At 42.0% G+C, this 19,373-nt stretch carries 18 protein-coding genes; 9 read left to right on the plus strand and 9 right to left on the minus strand.

What is annotated here, in order from left to right; genetic code table 11:
- Positions 1–380: 380 nt before the first annotated feature.
- Both KI742_RS07460 and KI742_RS07465 read left to right on the plus strand, forming a co-directional pair.
- Complete coding sequence (locus KI742_RS07460; protein ID WP_285386137.1) at positions 381–1,379, plus strand: HNH endonuclease; 999 nt, start codon at positions 381–383, stop codon at positions 1,377–1,379.
- Between the two features lie 56 nt (positions 1,380–1,435).
- Positions 1,436–2,680 (plus strand): protein NO VEIN domain-containing protein, encoded by a 1,245-nt coding sequence (locus KI742_RS07465; RefSeq protein ID WP_285386135.1) that lies wholly within the window; start codon positions 1,436–1,438, stop codon positions 2,678–2,680.
- Positions 2,681–2,723: 43 nt separating this feature from the next.
- Here KI742_RS07465 and KI742_RS07470 read toward each other — a convergent pair whose 3' ends face one another.
- Both KI742_RS07470 and KI742_RS07475 read right to left on the minus strand, forming a co-directional pair.
- Entirely contained in the window at positions 2,724–5,147 is a 2,424-nt protein-coding gene (locus KI742_RS07470) for a DNA methyltransferase (RefSeq protein ID WP_285386134.1), read from the minus strand.
- A 218-nt stretch (positions 5,148–5,365) separates the two neighbouring features.
- Entirely contained in the window at positions 5,366–5,578 is a 213-nt protein-coding gene (locus KI742_RS07475; RefSeq protein WP_285386133.1) for a hypothetical protein, read from the minus strand.
- Positions 5,579–6,016: 438 nt separating this feature from the next.
- On the opposite strand from KI742_RS07475, the gene KI742_RS07480 reads away from it, so the two are divergent.
- From KI742_RS07480 to KI742_RS07495, 4 genes are all read left to right on the plus strand, one after another.
- Positions 6,017–8,899, plus strand: coding sequence for a DNA polymerase (locus KI742_RS07480; RefSeq protein WP_285386132.1), 2,883 nt, complete (start codon positions 6,017–6,019; stop codon positions 8,897–8,899).
- A 645-nt stretch (positions 8,900–9,544) separates the two neighbouring features.
- Positions 9,545–10,144: a hypothetical protein gene (locus KI742_RS07485; protein WP_029863660.1), complete on the plus strand. Its 600-nt coding sequence runs from the start codon at positions 9,545–9,547 to the stop codon at positions 10,142–10,144.
- Between the two features lie 60 nt (positions 10,145–10,204).
- The gene (locus KI742_RS07490) at positions 10,205–10,675 is read left to right on the plus strand and encodes a hypothetical protein (protein WP_285386130.1); all 471 of its coding nucleotides are present in this window, start codon (positions 10,205–10,207) and stop codon (positions 10,673–10,675) included.
- 34 nt (positions 10,676–10,709) lie between these two features.
- On the plus strand, positions 10,710–10,979 hold the full coding sequence (locus KI742_RS07495; protein ID WP_025534411.1) for a hypothetical protein: 270 nt from the start codon (positions 10,710–10,712) through the stop codon (positions 10,977–10,979).
- A 258-nt stretch (positions 10,980–11,237) separates the two neighbouring features.
- Here the strand turns inward: KI742_RS07495 and KI742_RS07500 are convergent, their stop codons facing one another.
- From KI742_RS07500 to KI742_RS07510, 3 genes are all read right to left on the minus strand, one after another.
- Positions 11,238–12,806: a sensor domain-containing diguanylate cyclase gene (locus KI742_RS07500; protein ID WP_285386129.1), complete on the minus strand. Its 1,569-nt coding sequence runs from the start codon at positions 12,804–12,806 to the stop codon at positions 11,238–11,240.
- Positions 12,807–12,927: 121 nt separating this feature from the next.
- On the minus strand, positions 12,928–13,122 hold the full coding sequence (locus tag KI742_RS07505) for a hypothetical protein (protein WP_243194600.1): 195 nt from the start codon (positions 13,120–13,122) through the stop codon (positions 12,928–12,930).
- Between the two features lie 86 nt (positions 13,123–13,208).
- On the minus strand, positions 13,209–13,346 hold the full coding sequence (locus KI742_RS07510; protein WP_023585706.1) for a hypothetical protein: 138 nt from the start codon (positions 13,344–13,346) through the stop codon (positions 13,209–13,211).
- 362 nt (positions 13,347–13,708) lie between these two features.
- Here KI742_RS07510 and KI742_RS07515 point away from each other — a divergent pair, with 362 nt between their 5' ends.
- The 3 genes from KI742_RS07515 (at position 13,709) to KI742_RS07525 (ending at position 15,779) form a co-directional block, all read left to right on the plus strand.
- Positions 13,709–14,569, plus strand: coding sequence for a YafY family protein (locus KI742_RS07515; protein WP_285445295.1), 861 nt, complete (start codon positions 13,709–13,711; stop codon positions 14,567–14,569).
- A 396-nt stretch (positions 14,570–14,965) separates the two neighbouring features.
- Entirely contained in the window at positions 14,966–15,091 is a 126-nt protein-coding gene (locus KI742_RS07520; protein WP_256900693.1) for a hypothetical protein, read from the plus strand.
- Positions 15,092–15,320: 229 nt separating this feature from the next.
- Positions 15,321–15,779: a hypothetical protein gene (locus KI742_RS07525; RefSeq protein WP_025767633.1), complete on the plus strand. Its 459-nt coding sequence runs from the start codon at positions 15,321–15,323 to the stop codon at positions 15,777–15,779.
- A gap of 530 nt (positions 15,780–16,309) precedes the next feature.
- Here KI742_RS07525 and KI742_RS07530 read toward each other — a convergent pair.
- From KI742_RS07530 to KI742_RS07545, 4 genes are all read right to left on the minus strand, one after another.
- Complete coding sequence (locus KI742_RS07530; RefSeq protein ID WP_285386126.1) at positions 16,310–16,744, minus strand: DUF2787 family protein; 435 nt, start codon at positions 16,742–16,744, stop codon at positions 16,310–16,312.
- 101 nt (positions 16,745–16,845) lie between these two features.
- Positions 16,846–17,346, minus strand: coding sequence for a hypothetical protein (locus KI742_RS07535; RefSeq protein ID WP_285386125.1), 501 nt, complete (start codon positions 17,344–17,346; stop codon positions 16,846–16,848).
- A gap of 44 nt (positions 17,347–17,390) precedes the next feature.
- On the minus strand, positions 17,391–17,774 hold the full coding sequence (locus KI742_RS07540) for a hypothetical protein (protein WP_285386124.1): 384 nt from the start codon (positions 17,772–17,774) through the stop codon (positions 17,391–17,393).
- Between the two features lie 101 nt (positions 17,775–17,875).
- Positions 17,876–19,114 (minus strand): integrase family protein, encoded by a 1,239-nt coding sequence (locus KI742_RS07545; RefSeq protein WP_085570027.1) that lies wholly within the window; start codon positions 19,112–19,114, stop codon positions 17,876–17,878.
- Positions 19,115–19,373 lie beyond the last annotated feature (259 nt).

Below are 19,373 nucleotides of genomic sequence, written 5' to 3' on the forward strand. Positions count from 1 at the left end.
TGGAAACGGATTTTGAATTCCTCTTAACTACTTGTAATCACTTAGATTTAAGAGGATTACTTTGGATATCAAGCCTCATTAAGTAGGATTTCATTATAGATATTTTACATTTATTGATCACTGAATCAGCGTAGGAAACCCATTTTAATTCCTTCCAATGACCTTTTAACTATTTGTATTTACTACCATCACTTGAAAATTCAAAGACCATGGCGTTGACTCTCATTATATTTAAATGGCGTCTATCAAACACAAAGTAACCTCACTTCTTTCAATGCTTATACGAAAGCAACATCACAACTCAAAAAAAAAATAGACATTGATTTAATCGAGTTACATCATGTTCTAGCCACAATTTAAAAAAGGAAAGGACAAGAACAATGGCTAGGCGTGAATCATATACTAAGGTCGAAAAATATAACCGAATAACTGGACTAGGAAATAGGAAAGGAGATAAACAGTATAAAGCTATCAACTGTCCTAGACCAAGCTGTGATAACTTTGTTTATTTTCCAGCTGAAACTATCAAGGATGGATTTGTTATAGAGTGTACCCGTTGTGGGTATAGTATTGAAGATGGTAAGCATACCCACATATACGATTACGACTTGATCAATACCAAAGAACACGAGTTGATAGAGTCTGGTGATTTCCTCATTTCACATCGAGATTTGGTTGAAAGAGCAAGACTCTACAAATACTGCGTTATTTGCCAGGCCCTGAAACCAAATGAGGATTTTGATAATCATGGAAGTCGAAGAACAGGGCGACAAGGAGAATGTAATCATTGCAAACAAGTTTACAACTCTATAAAGAACCAAACCCGCATTCCCGAACAGCATCGTGAAGCCTCAAGAAATAGAGAGTTCTTTAAAGTCTTAGCTGATGAAGACTCTACGAAGCTTAACAAGAAATCCTTGCTGGAAAGATATGACAATGAATGCATTGGTTGCGGCACCAAGTTTTTTGACAATAAAAACAATCAGTTAGTTGATATCCACTGGGATCACTTATTACCTTCCAAATACCTTTGGCCATTAGTTGACTGGAATACAACTCCGCTCTGTAAGAATTGTAACTTGGAGAAATCAGCAAAATGGCCGGATCAATTTTACAAGACGGACTCTCAACTACGTAAAATAGCCGCAATTTCAGGCGTAAGTTTCGATAAACTTAAATCTCCAGAGCCAATATACTACCAAGCAGCGGTAAATAAGTTAAAAAATCCAGATGAAATTTTTAATCTCTTGAATGCTTTTGGACATAGATACCAACAAGAAATCAAACGAATGGATAAAAGGATTCTCTCAGACTTAGGGTTTAGCTTTCTGAGAATAGCTGTAGATGCTGGGAAAATTTCTTCGGCTTGGTTGAAGTAGACCTAGTAACCACCGAATTAATAACCACAAGTTTTATTCAAGATCAAGGGTACATTATGAATTACACAGAAATCCAAAACAGGTTGCACAGGCGCCTTGGTGAAAACCGTGGCGATCGTGGATGGTTCGTAATCACTCGCGTCCACACTGATGCAGAATGGATTTATCAAATGACCTCTTACCTTCGCCACTTGGAGGATAATGATGGTCTGATCACTATGACAGATGGCGCTTATCAGCAACTTGGCGAAATTGGCGACTTACATTCAGATGATCCTGGTGTGCAGCTACGGCGCCATCACCTTTTAGTCATGAACAAACCTTTGCAGTTGATTGAGAAGGTTAATGGCCGATTTTGGAACAAATTAAGGTTAACTGAACTCGGCAGAGAGCTAGCAGTAACCTCAGATCCCAAATCAGTCCTTGAGCAATGCCTTAAAAATATCCAATTCGCTGTCCCACCTTCTTGCCCAGATGATCGAGCAGAAAATTACTCTGAGTTTAATGTCGCGGTCTATGATGCAATCAATCAAATCATGAGAAGTTGTGACGGACACATCGACAGAGATGAGTACGACCTATTTGTATCCCGAATCCGGTCGGAAGATGAAATTGCTGAGTGTATTGAGCTGGTTAACTTCTACCGTCAACTTAGCGCCCAAGAGCAAGCTGAGCTGATCAGCGTAATCAGAAATACGTTTACATCAGATGAAACAAAAGCATATCAAAACTGGCGTGATATGGCCCTTCACACCTTCTCGCTTTTCAGTCTAGGTAAGACCATGGTAAGAGATGATCAGACTCTACGCTTAGTCGATAACTGGCGACATGTGAGTGAAAATATATCTGTCATTGATGAAGGCGAGCAAGAAGAATCTAGTACTGAAGCTGACTTGAAGTTACCAAAGCCAGACACATCAGACTTCAGGGAGCCCCCAACTAGCCCAGAAGAAAATAATGGTGCCGCTGCAGAATCGTTCGTTGCATCCGTTTATCGTTCGGAAGGTTGGGATGTTCATTTCTACACTAATAAGAGAGGGTATGGTTTCGATCTTTGGGCATCGAAAGATGACTCTGCCGTCTATATCGAAGTAAAGAGCAGCGTTGATATAGTGAACTCTGTGACACTAACTGAAACTGAGTATAAAGCTGCTCAAAAATATCGATCTCAATACATGCTTGTGCTCGTAAACAACTCTGGAAAGCCCAATCAAAAACTCAGAATTTTAGAGGATCCTTTCGGGAAATTGGAATTTGCTGAGAGAGCCACGATGTCATACAGTGCAGTGATTCCTAGTTAGAAAACTGGCGGTTGCCTACGAAGTTAGGCAACCGCCAGTTTCATTACTTACGTAACACTAAGTACTGGTGTCCTTTGACCCCGCCCTTGTCAGCAATTCCGTGCTTCTCACAGTGTTCCACAGACTCAGTAAAGATATCTACGATGTCAAAGTACTTATCAGCATATGGCTTGAGTGACTTCGCCATGTCACATTTTTCAGAGTGACCTAGGTGAAGAACTACATAACCACCAGTCTTCAATCTCTGATGACACTGATTGAAGATGAAATCGTAAGCATCGAATGACTTCTTCTGAATGACTTCAACAAAGCTTTTGGGTTGAGTATCAAAATCTTCTCTAGTCCATCCACAAAACCAGTAGCGCATCCAGTTTGTCATGTAGAACTTGGTGCTATCGAAGAACGGAGGTGACGTAATAATAGCATCCAGTTCTTGAATTTCTTCGGGCCATTCCTCGAGAATGTCCGCTTGGAAACAGTGACCATCGATAAAGTGGTCATTAACTTCGGTGCAGAGCGACTTGTTGACTTTAGCCCACAGTTTTTCAATAACATTCTTGTAGACGAAATCGCCCTTAGGCGCATATGGCGTAATCGGGTGGCTATTCCGACTCAATGCATAAGGACGGTTACCATGCAGAATGTGCATCATACAAGACATAACGAGAGCCCAATCAGCAGACTCTGAGTCATGATTATCAATGAAGAAATCACGCGCACAAAGAATCTCCCTGAACGTATCTCCATGGAAATACTCAGGAATCGTCTTGTTAAACTTAACCTCATTAGCATCCTTGATCGATACTTCACTCGGCTGTGAGTTCGCGATGTATTGCTCTAATGCCTCAATAATCGCAGTCACGTTTTCCCGATTAGGTCGTTTTATCTTAGCATTGCTTAAGCTTGTAGCAAGCAATCCAATATCGAGACCATATGACGTGCGGCCATTTAAGGCAGCTTCAAATGGAATAGTACCTGAACCACTAAATGGGTCCAGCACTCTATCGCCAGGCTTTGAGAATGTCTCAATCAGCTTGAAGGCCAATGCTGGCTTCATCTTACCTTGGTAAGAGCAAACCGAATGCAGGGGGTTACCCCAATTACGCTTTGAGTAAGGGTGTTGCAAGTGAGGCAATGCCTCTTTGAACATATCCCATTTATGCGGAATGTCACATGCTTGTGGCTGAATGGTATCCACCATAACTCTATCAACGTTAGCCTTCTCAAGCACGATTAATGACTGAGTTAGCGGTGCTCCAGATTTAGATTTACGCTCACGCAGTTTAACGATCTCCAGCGTTCCAAAGCCTGAATCCTTAGCGATTTCGCTAAGGATGTCATGGGTTGGAACATGAATGCCGCCATATAGAGAATCACCAATATCGATAGCAGCAATACCACCAGCATTCATATGCTTAGACAAACCTTTGAACACTAACCCCATCTCCTCGAAGTAACCAGCGGCCATTTTAGAAATTCGACCGTCGTACGCGTTTGCTTCGAGCTCAGCCACTACTTCGCGAGCAGCAGGATGAATGATATTGCCTTTGTTCTTGGTTACGTCATTAATGCCGGATGTGACTACTTGATCTCGGAATCCTCGCAGGCAGGTCGCAGTAGTAATAAATCCCATATACCAAAGTTCAAGCTTGGTATTGCGGAAATAGTTAGTACCGTTCAAGTACGGTGGAGATGTAATAACGCCATCAACACTAAGAGGCTTAAGTTCATGCAACTGTTTAGCATTGTGAGCCACAAGTTGCGCTTGTGCCTCAGATGTTGGACAGCGCAGACAGTCCTCCGCTAGAAGTATTAACTGTTCCTGAACTGAAGAAATAAACTCAGGTAAACCCTTAGCAAGTTCCTTCTCAGTTTTAAAACGAACATCACCAGCACGCTTCAAACGAGAACAGATAATTAGTTTCGAAATCACTGCCACTTCAAGGGCTAAACCAAGAGCTGGATTCTTGGAAATTAATTCATCGTTAAGAGAACGAACTTTCAAAACCTTTGAAAACATATCAGCGTCAAAATAGATACTGTTCTTAAATGCCACTTCATAATGACTCTTTAATTCACCCTTCTCTAAATGCTGTATGTACAATACAGGAAGTTGACGAGACAATTTCCTGATCTCATTGGCAAGTTGTAACTTCTTCTCCTTAGGCAACGCAGCAATAGTCAACTTTGCGTTAATAACTCTCCGCATTGCAGGGTTAATTTCACTGTAAAACGTCTTTACACCTTGAAAGCCAAGAGTCAGCGGCGTTGTACCTACACCAGCAAAAGGTTCGAGAATGCTGCTAGCTTTAGGCATATAGGTATTCAGCACCGATCGGACAAACTCAGACGAGTAGCCTTCTAGATATGCATACCAGTCATGAAGAAATTCACCTTTACCACCAACATGTGTGACATCTTTCGGAGCTACTTTAAAATCTACAGTTGATGTATTTGTATTAAACAACTTGAACCTTCTCTTAGTTGATGGCAAGGAGTGGATGATAATACCTAAACATATTAAATCAAGTACAACCACTCACCAACCACTGTGTAAAAAAACAGTATCACAAACCTAATGTCTTATTGCTAAAGATTTTTACATAATTTTTATCACCTTAACGAAAGTAAAAAGTAGATTCAGTTAAGAGTAAATTAACTCGTGAGCACTTACACTTCAGTACATTACTCAGCAGATACAGTAAAAAATAGCTCGGTCAAAACAGCTTCACCAACCTGCTTAACTAACTGAGCAACCAAACCATCAAACTCATCAGTAAACCCAATTTTCGCCAAACCATACTCAGCAGAAACTTGATCCAACGACAGATTCAAAACCTCACCCTTATTCTTAGCTCGACGAGCCTTGTCATTCAGCGAGGTAACGGCTTTACCCAAATCACCACCAGAAACGAGACAAAAAAGCGCAGAATTCAATCAAGCAGTAACAAAGACCTGATCCCACTAAAGGATCAGGCTCTCTATACCGCACATACAGTCAGACCAAATCGTTCACCACCAACTATTAGGGTAAATCATATTTAAATCGGACCTCCTAGCGGAGTTATTTATATGTTTAGTTGCATACGATGAAAAACAGCACCGTTTTGAGAGTTCCCATACCCGGTATGGGTTTCTACTTTCATCAATTGCCCCACTCTCCATACCACACATCAAAATCTCAAAAATCATCGTTCTGTCCCTCCCGCTTTCTACACAACCTTTTAACTCACACACCAAACCAAGACGAAGCCACACTCATCAGAGGATGAGCTCTGTGGTATAAAGAAGGTCGCATCACCCGCCAACAATGCACTTGGTTATAAGAGAACAACGATGAACAATGAAAACAAACCTAACCATGTTGAAGCCATAGATAAAGAACTCGACGAATACTTCCAAGCAGAAACCACCGACCAAACCACAGAATCAACCAGCATCGAACTCGACCAATTCCTCACTCAAGAGCAAACCGATGAATACTCAAGTAAAGCTGTCGATGATGAGCTCGACATCTACTTCGAGAATGAACAGCAGTCACCATGGCAAGCTCTCAAAGGTGATGATGAAGCGGTTCACATTGGTATAGACAGTGAGTACGTCTACAACGCCGAGGAAAACCGAAACGACATTCTGTCCTATCAGTATTATCTAATCACAGGTGAACACCACATGAGTGATGTGGTACTTACCCCCGTTGCTGATGTTATCAAGAAATCCAGAGCTGCGAACAAAAGCCGTGAAGATGAACTTAAAGCGATTAATCGAATCAAGAAACCACGTAAGAAATTTGAAGAGTTCTTGGTTGAAGTACTCCAAACTGCAATGGGGCGCGGATTCATCACAGGATGGCCAAAGAAAATCTACATCTATGCTCACTACCTCAGAGCTGACATGGTGTCATTCGAAGCGTTCTGGGATACCAGTCAGAAAGCAAAACTGGAAGTCGTTAGAAGTACATTAACCTCCACGCGTGGCGCATACGGTATCGACCTAGACGCAGTGGGTAGAACCAAGCAAGCTTCAGAGCCCGTTCACTTTACAGACAAGAATGGAAAGAAACGTGAGAGTCGTGTCCGCTTTGTAGATACTTTACTACTCAGTCCAGGACAAAGCGGACTTGATAACGTCGGTGAACTCATCAAAATTCCTAAAGAAGTGATACCAGAGCCATATAGTAAAAGCCGTATGGATGAGCTTTTGGTCGCAGACGAGCCACTCTTCCTTCGCTATGCCCTACGAGATGCCGAAATAACAGTGAGGTATGGATTCGAGATGCAACAATTTGCCCTCGAAGACATTAAAAAATCACTCAAAGATAAAGTTCCAGAAGAACGGTTAGACAAACTTCAATTTGAACATCTACCATCAACACTGGGTAACTTCTCAGTATCAATCTTCAAAGCACTCACGGGTGATAAAGATGCATTAAACCAAGCACTCGGCATGGAGACCAAAACGATTCAATACTGGAATCAAACAAAAGGTCGTGTCATGCAGAAGAAAGAAACTGTCATCACTGCTGGTCGTCGTATCTTCGAACAATTGGCAATAGACTGCTTCCATGGAGGTAGAAACGAGTGTTACGTGTTTGGTGGTGCAAACTTAGGTGATTACAACGATTTCGATCTTGCTACAGCGTACGTCAATGCCTTAATGGACATTAAACCCGTAGACTTCGAGAAAAGCTTCACTTCAACCAATATCAATGACTATCTCGGTCATAAAATGGGGTTTGCTTACGTTAAGTTCAGCTTCAATAAAGACACTACGAAATTTCCATGCCTACCCGTTAGAACTGACCTCTATGGATTATATTATCCGCTAGAAGGTTACTCTTACTGCACCGCTCCTGAAATAGAAGTCGCATATAACATGGGATGTGATATTGAAATTCAGTTCGGAGTGATAGTTCCATGGATTGAAGATAAAGAGCCACTTTTCAAAGGCTTTACGGAACTCATCAGAGAGCAAAGACAAAAATACACGGATGAAGGCGATAAATTCAGAGAGAAGCTCTGGAAAGAAATAGGCAACACGCTATACGGTAAATTAGGGCAGGGACTTAAAGGAAAACGAGGCTTCAACTCGTTAGATGGGTTAAGCAAAAATATCCCACACTCTCCTGTTACCAATCCATATTTCGCAGCTCATGCGACAGGGTTCGTTAGAGCGGTTCTCTCAGAGCAATTAGCAGGGTTATCGATACAGGATGATAAAGGTAATCACGACGGCGTTACCGTTGTAAGTGCCACAACAGATGGGTATCTCGTAGACTGTACTGAAGAACAACTCCATGTTTCAGGAACCATTAGCCAACGGTTCAGTAAGATATGCGAGCAAACGGGTGACGGTAAGATGATTAAGCATAAGCACCATGCTAAACAAATCATCGCAATGAAAACCCGTGGACAAATCACTGGTGAATATGGCGATACCGAACCCGTCATAGCAAAAGCAGGCGTTAAGCCACCAGAATCAGCCTTATCATCGGCAAAGGATGAAAATGCTTATATGGTCGAACTGTTCTTAGACCGCTACCCCGGACAGAAGATCCCAAACAACTCATTGATTTCACCTCGTGACATGTACCTTAAAGACATGGACTTGATAGAAATCCAACGAGAAAAGACGCTCAACTTAGAGTTCGACTTTAAGCGTAAACCCGTTAATCCTCGCATGACTAAAATCCGCCACCCTAAAGGTCACATCGTCGAGCATATCTACTTCGATACCGTACCTTGGAAGAACGAGCAAGAAGGACAACAGACTCGCGCATTGTTTGATGGATGGCGACGCGATAACTGTCTTAAAAAAATGGAAGATTGGGAGAACTGGATCGACTACAGCAAAACCAAACCACTACTGAAGGGATCATACATCAAGTATGAGGAAGGCGGTTCACAGGGTGCCCTGCTAAAACTCGCGTTAAGAGCTCTATCTAAAGAAAGCTACGGACTCACCAAAACCATTAATGGTAAGAAACTTACTCTCAAACAACTTACTGAACTGTTTAACAATGCAGGATTTAGGATTGCAGATAATGCCATTAGTAATTCACGAGACACAGCCTTCCGTCCTAACGTACTCGCTGCAACCCCAAGACTAATCCCACTATTACGTTGGTTAATTGCAACGTTCCCTGACATGGAGATAGAACACTTTTTCCATAAAGACGAACTGGATGAAGTAAAAATGATGCTGAAGAACTCACGATAGTTGGTAACGATAGCGGAAAACGTGAAGAGAACCGCTTACACACAAACACATAACTGGTTGATTTTAATAAATTATATCAACATAAATGGATGTTATATCTTGATAGGGGATTAGGTTAAAGATTTCGTGATGGGATTACTGACGTAATCAGAGGGGAATTGCGTGACCTAATTACACTATCAAGATACAACATCCATCTTTTAACTTAATATTATGATTTATATACCATTATTCAGTCAGAACTAAGTTTACCTATCCTAATTTTTTGCCTCTATTCAAACTAAAAAAGGAATGGACGGTATCTACCCTCCATTCAAATGCATACAACGTGATCAGGTTCACAAAAATAACGCTAAAAATCTTGATCCAATTTGCTCTTGAAAAATCCGATACATGTCTAGCAGGCTCTTAAACCAATTCTCCCGAGTGGATTAATATCCCTTTTTAGTAACAAGCAATTCGGTAATACCCTCCTTACACGCCTTTTAAACAACGATACGCCCCCTTGTAATCCACTTTTCGTTTTTTCACTATAAAACACTCAAATCCATAAATAAGTGATTGTTTTGAAAGAATTTTTACTATTGACCAAAAACTTAAAAGGGGATTAAATGGAGCTCTTTTTTAAATATGGAACCTAGAAAAATGACTGATGTAAACAAAGCATTAGAGCACATTGAAAACCTTTTAAGCGAGTTAGCCAATACAGCAGTAAACGCGTTGTCGAACGCGGGTGCTGGTCGTGTTGTTGATAAGGAACTGTGTGAGCAAGCCCAGTACGATATTGGTGCTGCAATGCTTGAAGCTAAGCAGCTCTTTCAAGGGAACAAGAATAAGTTCGGTAAATGGCGTGATGAAAATATTATCGGTAACGGTAAACGCACAGTAGATAAGCGCACGCTTACACGTTGGACTAACTTATGTGAATTCGGAACGCTAGATGAATGCCGTAAAGTTGGATTTACCAAAGTTTACAAGTTATCGAGTAAACGCTATGCCCCTTTGCGTGAGCAAATTAAACAACACCTAGAACAAGACCCGGATGTTGAATCTGACACTATCAATGAAATGTTCAACGATTTTGCAACTCAGTTAAAAACAGAGAAGAAACAAACCAACTCCGTTGTGAATGATGACTTGGTTGACAAAGTATCGGAGCTGGAAGCTCGCCTCAAAGAGCTAGAGCAGGAGAATGCCAACCTACGTCAACAATTAGAAGGTCAACCCACTCTTGAAGCTGCGTAACTTGTTACCGAAACGACATTATGACGTTTCGGTTTTGCTATCGACTATTAAGGAACACCCATGGCAACCGAAGTAAAAAAGAACACGGTGAACTTATTCAGTGTCAAGTTACAGGTGTCAACGAGTATCTTGGCATCAATCAATATCACTGATGGAAATGTCAGTGTCAGAGCAGCGAGCGGTAAACAGCTAGCTCATTTGACTCTTAAAGATGAAGAAAGTGAGCAAAATCTCGATACGCTATTTGCTGACCTTGAGAAGCTTTGTATCCGAGACGCGAATTACTGGATAACCCTCCCAACAGGTAGTTGGGTGCGGAAAAACGCCATTCTAGGATATGAATGTCACCTTAGTGAAAAATATCAAGGACTTATCCTGAGAACTCAAGGTAACCGGATTCTTTCATTTATTCCCTGTGATGATCTAGATACACAGTTAATGATCAAACAGGAAATTCAGAAGGCTACAGCAGCATCATCACCGTCCCGTCGTTACAAACCTAACTGGGGCTTCCATCAAAGCGCAGTTTAACTGCATCTTTTACTTAACTATTGGAATATAAATTATGAACATGTCTATCTATGATTTAATCGTTAATGCTTTCACCGCTGAAGCAAATCGCACTAACCAGAACCGCCGAACTCGCCTTCGTGAGGTTCGTAAAGTTGGTCAGAATATCGAATCGAAAGGTGGCAAGATCCAACACTGGGATCAAATCCTTGATGAGCTTGAAACCGCTCTGGTGCACGACTATGACACTAAACGTGATTCTTTCGGTTACAAGGAGACAGCGAAGCGCTTGAAGCAGGTGATTAGCGAAGTCACTGGTCACTAACGTGTTACAAGTTACTCTCACTACTTAATAGTTTTTTAATAGTACGTTTTTTATCAAATAAATTGCCCAGACCTTAGCGATCATTTCATGCAAGAATTTCCATGCCCTATCTGAAAGGTGTTTGTTGACGGACGTTAGCAAGCACCTTTCGACCTTCTGCTTTCCATTCTTGAAACGACATAATTTCAGCTCGAACCCACCAATAAAAAAGAAGCAGAGTCCCAGTCCCCCCTACCTCTTCCTATGCTCGAATTAGTCTTAGACATTGACTTCAGTTCGGTTTCTACCTTTCCTTTTCGCTTGATACAGCGCTGTATCTGCTTTTTGGATAGCCATATGAAGTGTCTCTCCACTTCCAGTCCAATGTGACACGCCAATTGAAACAGTTAAATTACCTATGCTTGCAAACTGGTGCTGTTCAACATGCTTTCTTAATCTTTCAGCCTTCTCAAATGCATTTCCTACACTCATTTCAGCAAGAAAAGTTATGAACTCTTCCCCACCAGTTCGACATAAAACATCTGTCTTACGCGATTGAGATTTAATCAGATTAGAAAGCTCTTTTAGAACCTCATCTCCAACACTGTGTCCATAGGTATCATTCACTTTTTTAAAGAAATCAATATCAATAGCCATAATAGAAAGAGGTTTCTTACTTTCTTTAAACCTCTCAAGTGCTTCTTCAAAACCTCTACGATTAGTGAGTCCCGTCATGACATCAGTCAAACTATTGCAATGAAGTTTTTCTATCGTGTTAGAAACATCCGTTAGTGTCTTAAGTACTGCTGACTTCAATAAAAACGCTTCAAAAAACCAAGGTTTTATCTTTTTGAAATCAATAGGCTCAGAGTCTTCCACATTTGTTCTATTCATAGAACGAGCAAGCTGCCATAAAGGTTTAGAGATAGTGCCAGACGTTACCCAAATAAGGATAAAAGTAAAAAGGCTCAAAGGTATCGTACGTGCAAAAACAGAATGGATTTGAGACTCTAATAAGTCAAAGCTAAGAGACTTTGATTTCTCGACGACAACACCCCATCCTGTTGTTTGTACAGGTGCATACCCGGCAAGCACTTTTTCACCAAAATAGTCAACCACTTCAAGACCACCGTCTTTACCTTCAAGAGCCGAGTTAACTCCTTGATTGTCTTCAACAACCTTGCCTATCAAGGTACTGTCTGGGTGGTAGATTATCGTTTTGCTATTATCAACTACGTACAAATACGAACCATCTCTATGGCTATGATCATCAAGGAGAGATTTTAAGACATTGTTATCTTTAAGGTAGATCGTCCCCCCTAAGTACCCAAGATATTCTTTATTAGGAGAGAAAATAGGATAGGAAATGCATAACAAGTAGTTTCCTTTAGGTGAAAGGAATGGTTTGGTAATAAAAGGTTGCACTTTGTTAATGGAGTGTAAGATAGCTTCATCTTTAATTTGTATCCCCTCTGCTTTTGTTATGTTTTTTGAGGTTGAAACGATGAATCCTTCATTATCTACAAGCACTGTAGAGTTAAATAAGTTCGCCTGTTGTTGTAAGCGATTCAGTTCACGCTCTATATAGTCTTTGCTCGTGAAATGTCTTCCCAAAAGCTCAGCAGAGAACTCAACTTGTCGCATAGCAGACTCCGAAAAAACATCCGTAACTTCTGCCATCTTCTTGGCATAAGTATGGTTTGTCTCTAAAGTGTCACGGATAATATGATCGCGTTGAACCTGATAAATTGAGAAAAAAGCATTAATTAATGTTATGGAAACACTAAAAATACAGATGACAAGAATGAGCTTTCTGAGGTTCAGTGTTTCTTTATTGATTCCAAGCATGAATTTGGAGATCTCCTATGTGAGAATCCATTGTTATAGTTTATAAATTATTGCTACTTATAATCCTGACAATGGAAGCAAAATCAAGAAAAAGAAGTAGGTCTCCCTACTTCTTTTTTAATTACAGTTCAAGTTCGTCTAGAACACCTCCCATAAGGGCACCTGCGACAAACCCGATCGCTCCACCGAGAACGACGCCCTGTGGACCATAGCGGGTACCGAGTGTGGCACCGTACTTCGCGAATCGAACACCTGTTGACGCGCTAGGCTTAAACCAGCGCTGTTGATGGTTAGAGTGAAAATGTGTCTTCGCCATAATGTTTTTTCCTTTCCTATAGATACAGAAAAGGGCGATACCTTTCGATACCGCCCTTGTTGATAAGCCTAATTTAGTGATGGGACTTAATCATCGTCATCATCAGCCATGAAGTCGCCGCCGAGCCAACCATCGTCGCCCGGCTCCATATCGAAGTCCTGACTGAAGCCAGAATCTTCTGTGCCATCATCATAGTCACCTTGGTCTTCTGTCCAACCGCCCATAACGAATACTCCTTCTTAGCTGTAATCCATTGCGCCACATGTATCGCATGACCCACCCTTAGTGACCCAACCGGGACAACCTAAAGAGCGGCATGAATAGCCAGATGTCATAAGTGGCTTAATGAATGTCACTTTCATTTTTGTTTTTCCTTCAATTGACGTTGTAGTGAAACTACGTTGTGTAGTATCCCATTGCCACTGGACAGGATGTGTCCAGTACGGCAGAAATATTTTAAAACTCTGTGTAGTCATTGCCCTGCCTTATCCGATGAAAGCTATGCCAAATCTAAGTGCGTGACGGTTAGAAACATTTAAAAATGTTTTGCCCTCAACCTGTCCAAGGGAAACCGTACGCTAGTAGCATGAGCGATAAGAGTGAAAAGCTAGCTTTAAGGCTAGGTGACATATTGACGAGATTGTTTATGGGAGAAGTGCTCTCCCCTGAGCAGTTGGTCGCGGATTATCAGGTAAGCGAGAAAACCCTGAGACGCGATTTCAATGAAAGGCTAGTCAACGCTCCGATTATCCGCACCAATGAGGGTTATCGGTTAGATCCGGTAACTCGAAATAATGGTAATGCGAATATCAACAAGGTACTTCACGATACGGGGTTGTCCGCGCTACTACCGAATAACTACAAGTTCAACGGTCACACCCCCGTTCTGTTTAAGAGCCCACGCTCAGAACCCATCGAGAAGTTCGATTCACTGTTTAGACAGTTGACCGAAGTTATCACCACTCACTCTGTTATTGACCTTATCTACAATGGCAAAACGTTTGAATCTGTCCATCCCTATCGTTTGGTGAATGACCGTGGTATCTGGTTCCTCGCCGCGACGTACAGTGACCAGTTACATTCGTACCGATTACCGAATATTTCACGGATTCACCGCCGGGAAGATAAATACAAACCGAGTCAAAAGGTCCACGAGGAGATACATAAACAAGGGATGGAGTGGCTAACTCCGGATGATGCTGAAGTGCTTGTACAGGTTGATAGGGAAGTAGCTCCGCACTTTCTTGAAGGTATGATTCTTCCCCACCAGCAGCTATTGAAAGAACTGAGCGACGGTAGTTTGTTGGTTAGCAGTCGAGTATCAAGATTGAGCGATATCTTGCCTTTGTTGAAGTCTTGGATACCTCAAGTCGAGGTGCTTTCCCCTGTCAGCCTTAAGCTTGAACTGATACGCGATCTCCACGCCACATTGGATCGTTACAAGTAGTCAACACGTTTTAGACTACTGAAACCGATCAGCTTACTGAGCAATTAGATCATGATGATCCAAATGCTTTATTTGCTGTACATGAGTATCGTTTCATCACGATGCCACGTTAATAAATAACGCCCTAGTGTTCTCTCTAGAAGCACAGCTCCAAGACACCAAAGAACCACGACATAATGTCGTTTCACTGCGCCGCTAAAGCCCCTCCTAACCATCAACTTGCCACTATGTACAGATTTTGAGCTTACCTATGTGGAATAAGCGAAAGGGGTGATTTAGCGAAACCTCAAACCGATACCGCGCAAGGGAAAACTCAAAATGATGCCATTTTTCGTCGTTAATTAGCAAACACTAAAATAACTCCGGTAGGAGAAGTAATTTAATAGGGGTATAACCATGATGTCTGATGCACGAACTCTGCTCCAAATCACTCAGTCCAGTCCGTATTTTTACCTAGTTGATATCGCTAACTTGTTAAGCTTCACCGTCGTTGGCTATCTACTAGGTATGATGACTGGATAAACAGAGCCATGAATTGAACTTGTCACTATAGATCCCGGTGACAAGTTCCTTTTGTTACACCTAGCCTGTTTTAACTAGCTTCTGAAAATAGGCGAAAAATTTGAGTAAAAGTTCATTTGTGTCAATCCATTCACGAATATCGTTATAAATCTATCAGTTAGACTAGTGTTTTATAAGTGAAGCATGTTTAATCCGCGTATCGAAACCAAAACAAAATAGGTACAAAAACATGTCTATTTCATTCAATAAAACAGAGCATCTACTTAACGACTGTCAAAGTGAGAAAATTGCCAAGTGTGCGGCAGCAGCTTGGGGACATGAAGCAACAATGGGAACTCAAATGTTTTTCGCAGAGTCGGATCACTACTCGATTCAGATGGCAGAAGAGCATTTGGAAAACCCAGAAAGCCAAGAAGTTATCTTCATTGACTTTCTAGCTTACAGCGACCATGAAAAGTCACGCACATCTGCGGTTGTTTACGAGAAAGAAGACCTCGTAATGCTTTGTCATTGGTTTTCATTTGGGGATGATGAGGAAGAGTATTTTGAGCCTGGATACCCTATGACCACTTCCGGATTCTTCAGCTACCTGAACTCTCTACCAAATATAAAGAGACATGTTCACCCATCTGCACTAGATGACAAGTATCAGCTAGGGTTGTCTCTACTGGACGAACTAAGTCAGTAAGTTATACCTAATTCTGTTTGTACTGGGGGGTAAATTGGATAAGTTGTCATTTCGTATGGCAACGTTGAAAATACCCTAGTTTTCGCGCCAAACTACGAACATAAGATTAAGGTGCGCTCTTGGCGCTGATATTAAGGGAAGCCTTTACCCCTAGTTGCAGAGATAGCATCAGACAAATCATTCTCTCGGTATTTTCTATAGGCTTCCCGCCCCTTACTGCTCCCATTGCTTCGACATAGTAATGGGAGCTTTTAATAACAAAACACCAGTGTAAACCAACCAAACTCGTTAAAATTCAGACTCCCTTCCTTGGTGTTTCCACCGTCCATTGCAATCCAGCAACTTCACCCCCTCTGAATTCCGAAGGCAACGGATTGGGTAAACGTTGCTAAAACTTGCCCCAATGAAAAAGGCTTCCCATCACGCCATGATTAACATGGAACAATGGGAAGCCTTAGTTTCACTAGGAAGTGCGTCAACTATTTTATGGTACATACATGGTGCTTTCTACTTGGTTTGTTGCCGATGGACTAATCCACAGTGACTTTTATCTCATCGAACACGCCCATTTCCACGTAGCTGAGAAAGTTGGATTCCCACATCGAGTAGAACTCCATTACCTCATTACTTGTTATCGGAAGTTCCGGAACATAGGAAAAACTCGCTGTTCCAGATGAGAAGTTAAAATCCACCTCTTTAACCAGTTCGGGATAAGGACCACCGCAATACGCAAAGTCAGTGATGTAATCAAAGATCCACTGGTCGTAGAGGCGAACAAGCCTGATTTCAACAGGGTGAAATCCAGATCTACTCTCTGCATTGTAGGATGAATCTCGAAAGTTGATCACTACCGATTGGATCATGGGTGTCCATTTGCCCGATTCGCTGATCACTCGGTTTAAAGCATCTTGAAGATCGACACTGACAGGCAGTAGTAATCGCTCAACGTCAAAAGTTAAGTTCATAATAAAATCTCTTTTAGTTTGTTAGGGATGCACTCTTGGGCAGTGCTCAGTATGAAAGCCAGAATTGGCTTAGTGGGTAAGGATTGATGTGAGTTTCGAGGTTATTCAGCTTTGGGTTCAGAGTCCACTAGAGACAGGATTTCCTCTCGAATCGTCACGTAGTCTGGCGCTAGAACGTGGAGAAACACTGACTTCTCCGACTGGATGATAAGACCAAGCCCCCTGCAACAAGCAGCCATAAAACCAGCGTTGTTCGCTGACTGTCCAGAAAACACACACTTCAGCACAGAACTCTTGAACGGCTTATCACCCTGTACATCTAGTACAGCGGTGATATCTTTAAGCGGGATCCATTCCTTGCTGTGCAGACCACCACCTTCATTATCCGACATGCGGATATGAAGCTCGGCTTCCGCGTCATTTAATGCTATTTGATAGAACACGTGGTTCTCCGTTTTCGGTGATAGTTTTTTCGCTTTTCCCTCGCGCACAATATTAGCGAAATGGTCTACTGGTTGATCGTCAGTGACCGTGACTTGTTCATTGCCCTCTACGATTTCAGGTTGAACTGTTTCTTGTTGTTGGTTTGATTTACGTGCCATAGGACACCTCCTTTGAGATGGAATTGTTCAGGTTTAGTTTGATTTTAAGATTCAGCTTGGTCAGCGAGCTTGGCGACAGGGAACGTTGGACTGTTCATTGGAGCGCAGCAGTACACACCACCACCTTCCATGGTCACTATGGCGACCGCTATAAGCCAAGGACACTCATCGTCGTTTAACAACAGAACCCATTCAGGGTAGTTAGTAACAAAGCGAAGGAAGTGCAGATCTTCCTCAGATTGTTCACTCAAGGCTTCGTCGGTATCCCCTTCCTCAATCAAGTACAAGATCGTACCGACTTCACCCCAGAATGCTTTAGTGCTTTCTTCATCACCGAATGGCTCTGTCAAATGTTCGAGTAGTTTTGCTTTCACACCATCAGGCATTGGCAGTGATTGAATGTCTTCAAACTTGTTTACTGTTTTCATCGTGAATTTCCTTCTAATAATGAAAAAGCCCCTGTTTAGCTCATCGCTAAACAGGGGCTTTTCTAATGTATTTCTAAATTAACTGGTTAAACCTAACTTCTTCATTCCCAGCGTATCTCTGGCTTCGCAGTCACCATATCCGATAAACGAGAGCCAATCTCCCTCCGACGCCCTACAGTCAATTTTGAGTAGCGTCTTGTTGATGACAGGTCAGCGTGATTCAACTGCTTGGCTATGTCGTGTAACGAGACTCCTTGTGACGCCAAAAGCGACCCAACGGTATGGCGAGCACTGTGCAGGGTTAGGTTCGCTTTATCACCGGGTATGTCGGGCAGTCCCATCTTGGCTTTAATAGCCTTGAAAGCATGCCTAGGTTGCCCTACTGGTTTACCCTTTTTGCGTCCAGGAAAGAGATACGGATTATTCGCCACATGAGGCACCGACCTCAAAATATCAAGCATGTAATCACTTAGATAAATAACGTGACTACTACCGTTTTTCGTATGCGGAATAGTGAGTGTTTTTTCCTCCCAACTCACATCAGTTTTTAAACGAAGTCGAAGTTCCTTATCGCGTAATCCGGTCAAAAACAGAATAATTAGGTACGCACTAATGCTCTTATCCTCATGGTTCAGGGCGTGACCTATGAACTCCTTTAGCTGTGATTCGGACAAGTAACCAGTGCGCACGTTATCTTCTTTCAACAAGCTCACCTTGTCAGCAATGAGCGGAGCGTCCATCAACTTGTATGCTTGACGATTGATCGTTTTCAATAGAGCCAAAACGCGATTAATCGAAGCAGAAGCATACGGTTTACCCTTAATCGTAACGGCGTTTTGCATCTCCATTTGGACTTTGATGATATCGGCGGCGGTTAGGTCATGAATCGAGATATGATGTATCGATTTTGCTAAACGAAATCGTGCAACATCATCCTTCCAACTGCGTTTCTGTTTAGCCAGCGGTAGGTACACTTCATCAAAGAACCGTTCTAGAGTCATCGTCTTCTCGGTAGCCTGATTGTCACGCTCGAGCTTGGGATCAATGCCTTCAAGGATCTTCTGGCGGTACTCCTTAGCGATCTTTCTCAAGGTTACAAGATCTGTCTCAGGGTGACGGCCAAGACCAATCGCAGATTTTTTACCCGGAACCTGAGGACTAATATACCTCAGCAAAAAGCGTTTCCCTCCAGATTTACCCACTAAGCAACGCACTCCAGTAGGTAAACCACTGTCTTTCATAGCGGATAAATTGACTTCGTAATCGGTGGATTTTGCGGTTCTAGGGTTGGGTTTAAGATTGTTGAGGAAAGTGGTGGTGAGTCGTTGTGATTTGCTCATTCAAACCTCCATTAACTAGATATTCAATTAGTTAATATGTGTTTGAATTATTGTTTGTTACGGATTAAGGATAATGCACCGGAATAGTCTGGCTCCAACCTACCAGTTCTATTGTCTCAAGGTGGGTAGAACGGAGATCAAATAAGTTTCAGTATTTATGGATCTTAAATGACACGAGAATATCCCATTTCAAGCCAGAGCGCTTGTTCATCATACTCTATCAATACCTCGACAAATAGTAGCTTACTATCACGTTGTT

Source organism: Vibrio sp. D417a (assembly GCF_030248595.1).
Lineage (GTDB): Bacteria > Pseudomonadota > Gammaproteobacteria > Enterobacterales > Vibrionaceae > Vibrio > Vibrio alginolyticus.

Coding starts and splice junctions, on each gene's coding strand:
- KI742_RS07545 (WP_085570027.1), bottom strand. CDS start 19,114: ATGAGCAAATCACAACGACTCACCACCACTTTCCTCAACAATCTTAAA.
- KI742_RS07505 (WP_243194600.1), bottom strand. CDS start 13,122: ATGGCGAAGACACATTTTCACTCTAACCATCAACAGCGCTGGTTTAAG.
- KI742_RS07535 (WP_285386125.1), bottom strand. CDS start 17,346: ATGGCACGTAAATCAAACCAACAACAAGAAACAGTTCAACCTGAAATC.
- KI742_RS07480 (WP_285386132.1), top strand. CDS start 6,017: ATGAACAATGAAAACAAACCTAACCATGTTGAAGCCATAGATAAAGAA.
- KI742_RS07525 (WP_025767633.1), top strand. CDS start 15,321: ATGTCTATTTCATTCAATAAAACAGAGCATCTACTTAACGACTGTCAA.
- KI742_RS07465 (WP_285386135.1), top strand. CDS start 1,436: ATGAATTACACAGAAATCCAAAACAGGTTGCACAGGCGCCTTGGTGAA.
- KI742_RS07460 (WP_285386137.1), top strand. CDS start 381: ATGGCTAGGCGTGAATCATATACTAAGGTCGAAAAATATAACCGAATA.
- KI742_RS07515 (WP_285445295.1), top strand. CDS start 13,709: ATGAGCGATAAGAGTGAAAAGCTAGCTTTAAGGCTAGGTGACATATTG.
- KI742_RS07485 (WP_029863660.1), top strand. CDS start 9,545: ATGACTGATGTAAACAAAGCATTAGAGCACATTGAAAACCTTTTAAGC.
- KI742_RS07510 (WP_023585706.1), bottom strand. CDS start 13,346: ATGGGCGGTTGGACAGAAGACCAAGGTGACTATGATGATGGCACAGAA.
- KI742_RS07540 (WP_285386124.1), bottom strand. CDS start 17,774: ATGAAAACAGTAAACAAGTTTGAAGACATTCAATCACTGCCAATGCCT.
- KI742_RS07490 (WP_285386130.1), top strand. CDS start 10,205: ATGGCAACCGAAGTAAAAAAGAACACGGTGAACTTATTCAGTGTCAAG.
- KI742_RS07495 (WP_025534411.1), top strand. CDS start 10,710: ATGAACATGTCTATCTATGATTTAATCGTTAATGCTTTCACCGCTGAA.
- KI742_RS07530 (WP_285386126.1), bottom strand. CDS start 16,744: ATGAACTTAACTTTTGACGTTGAGCGATTACTACTGCCTGTCAGTGTC.
- KI742_RS07520 (WP_256900693.1), top strand. CDS start 14,966: ATGATGTCTGATGCACGAACTCTGCTCCAAATCACTCAGTCCAGTCCG.
- KI742_RS07500 (WP_285386129.1), bottom strand. CDS start 12,806: ATGCTTGGAATCAATAAAGAAACACTGAACCTCAGAAAGCTCATTCTT.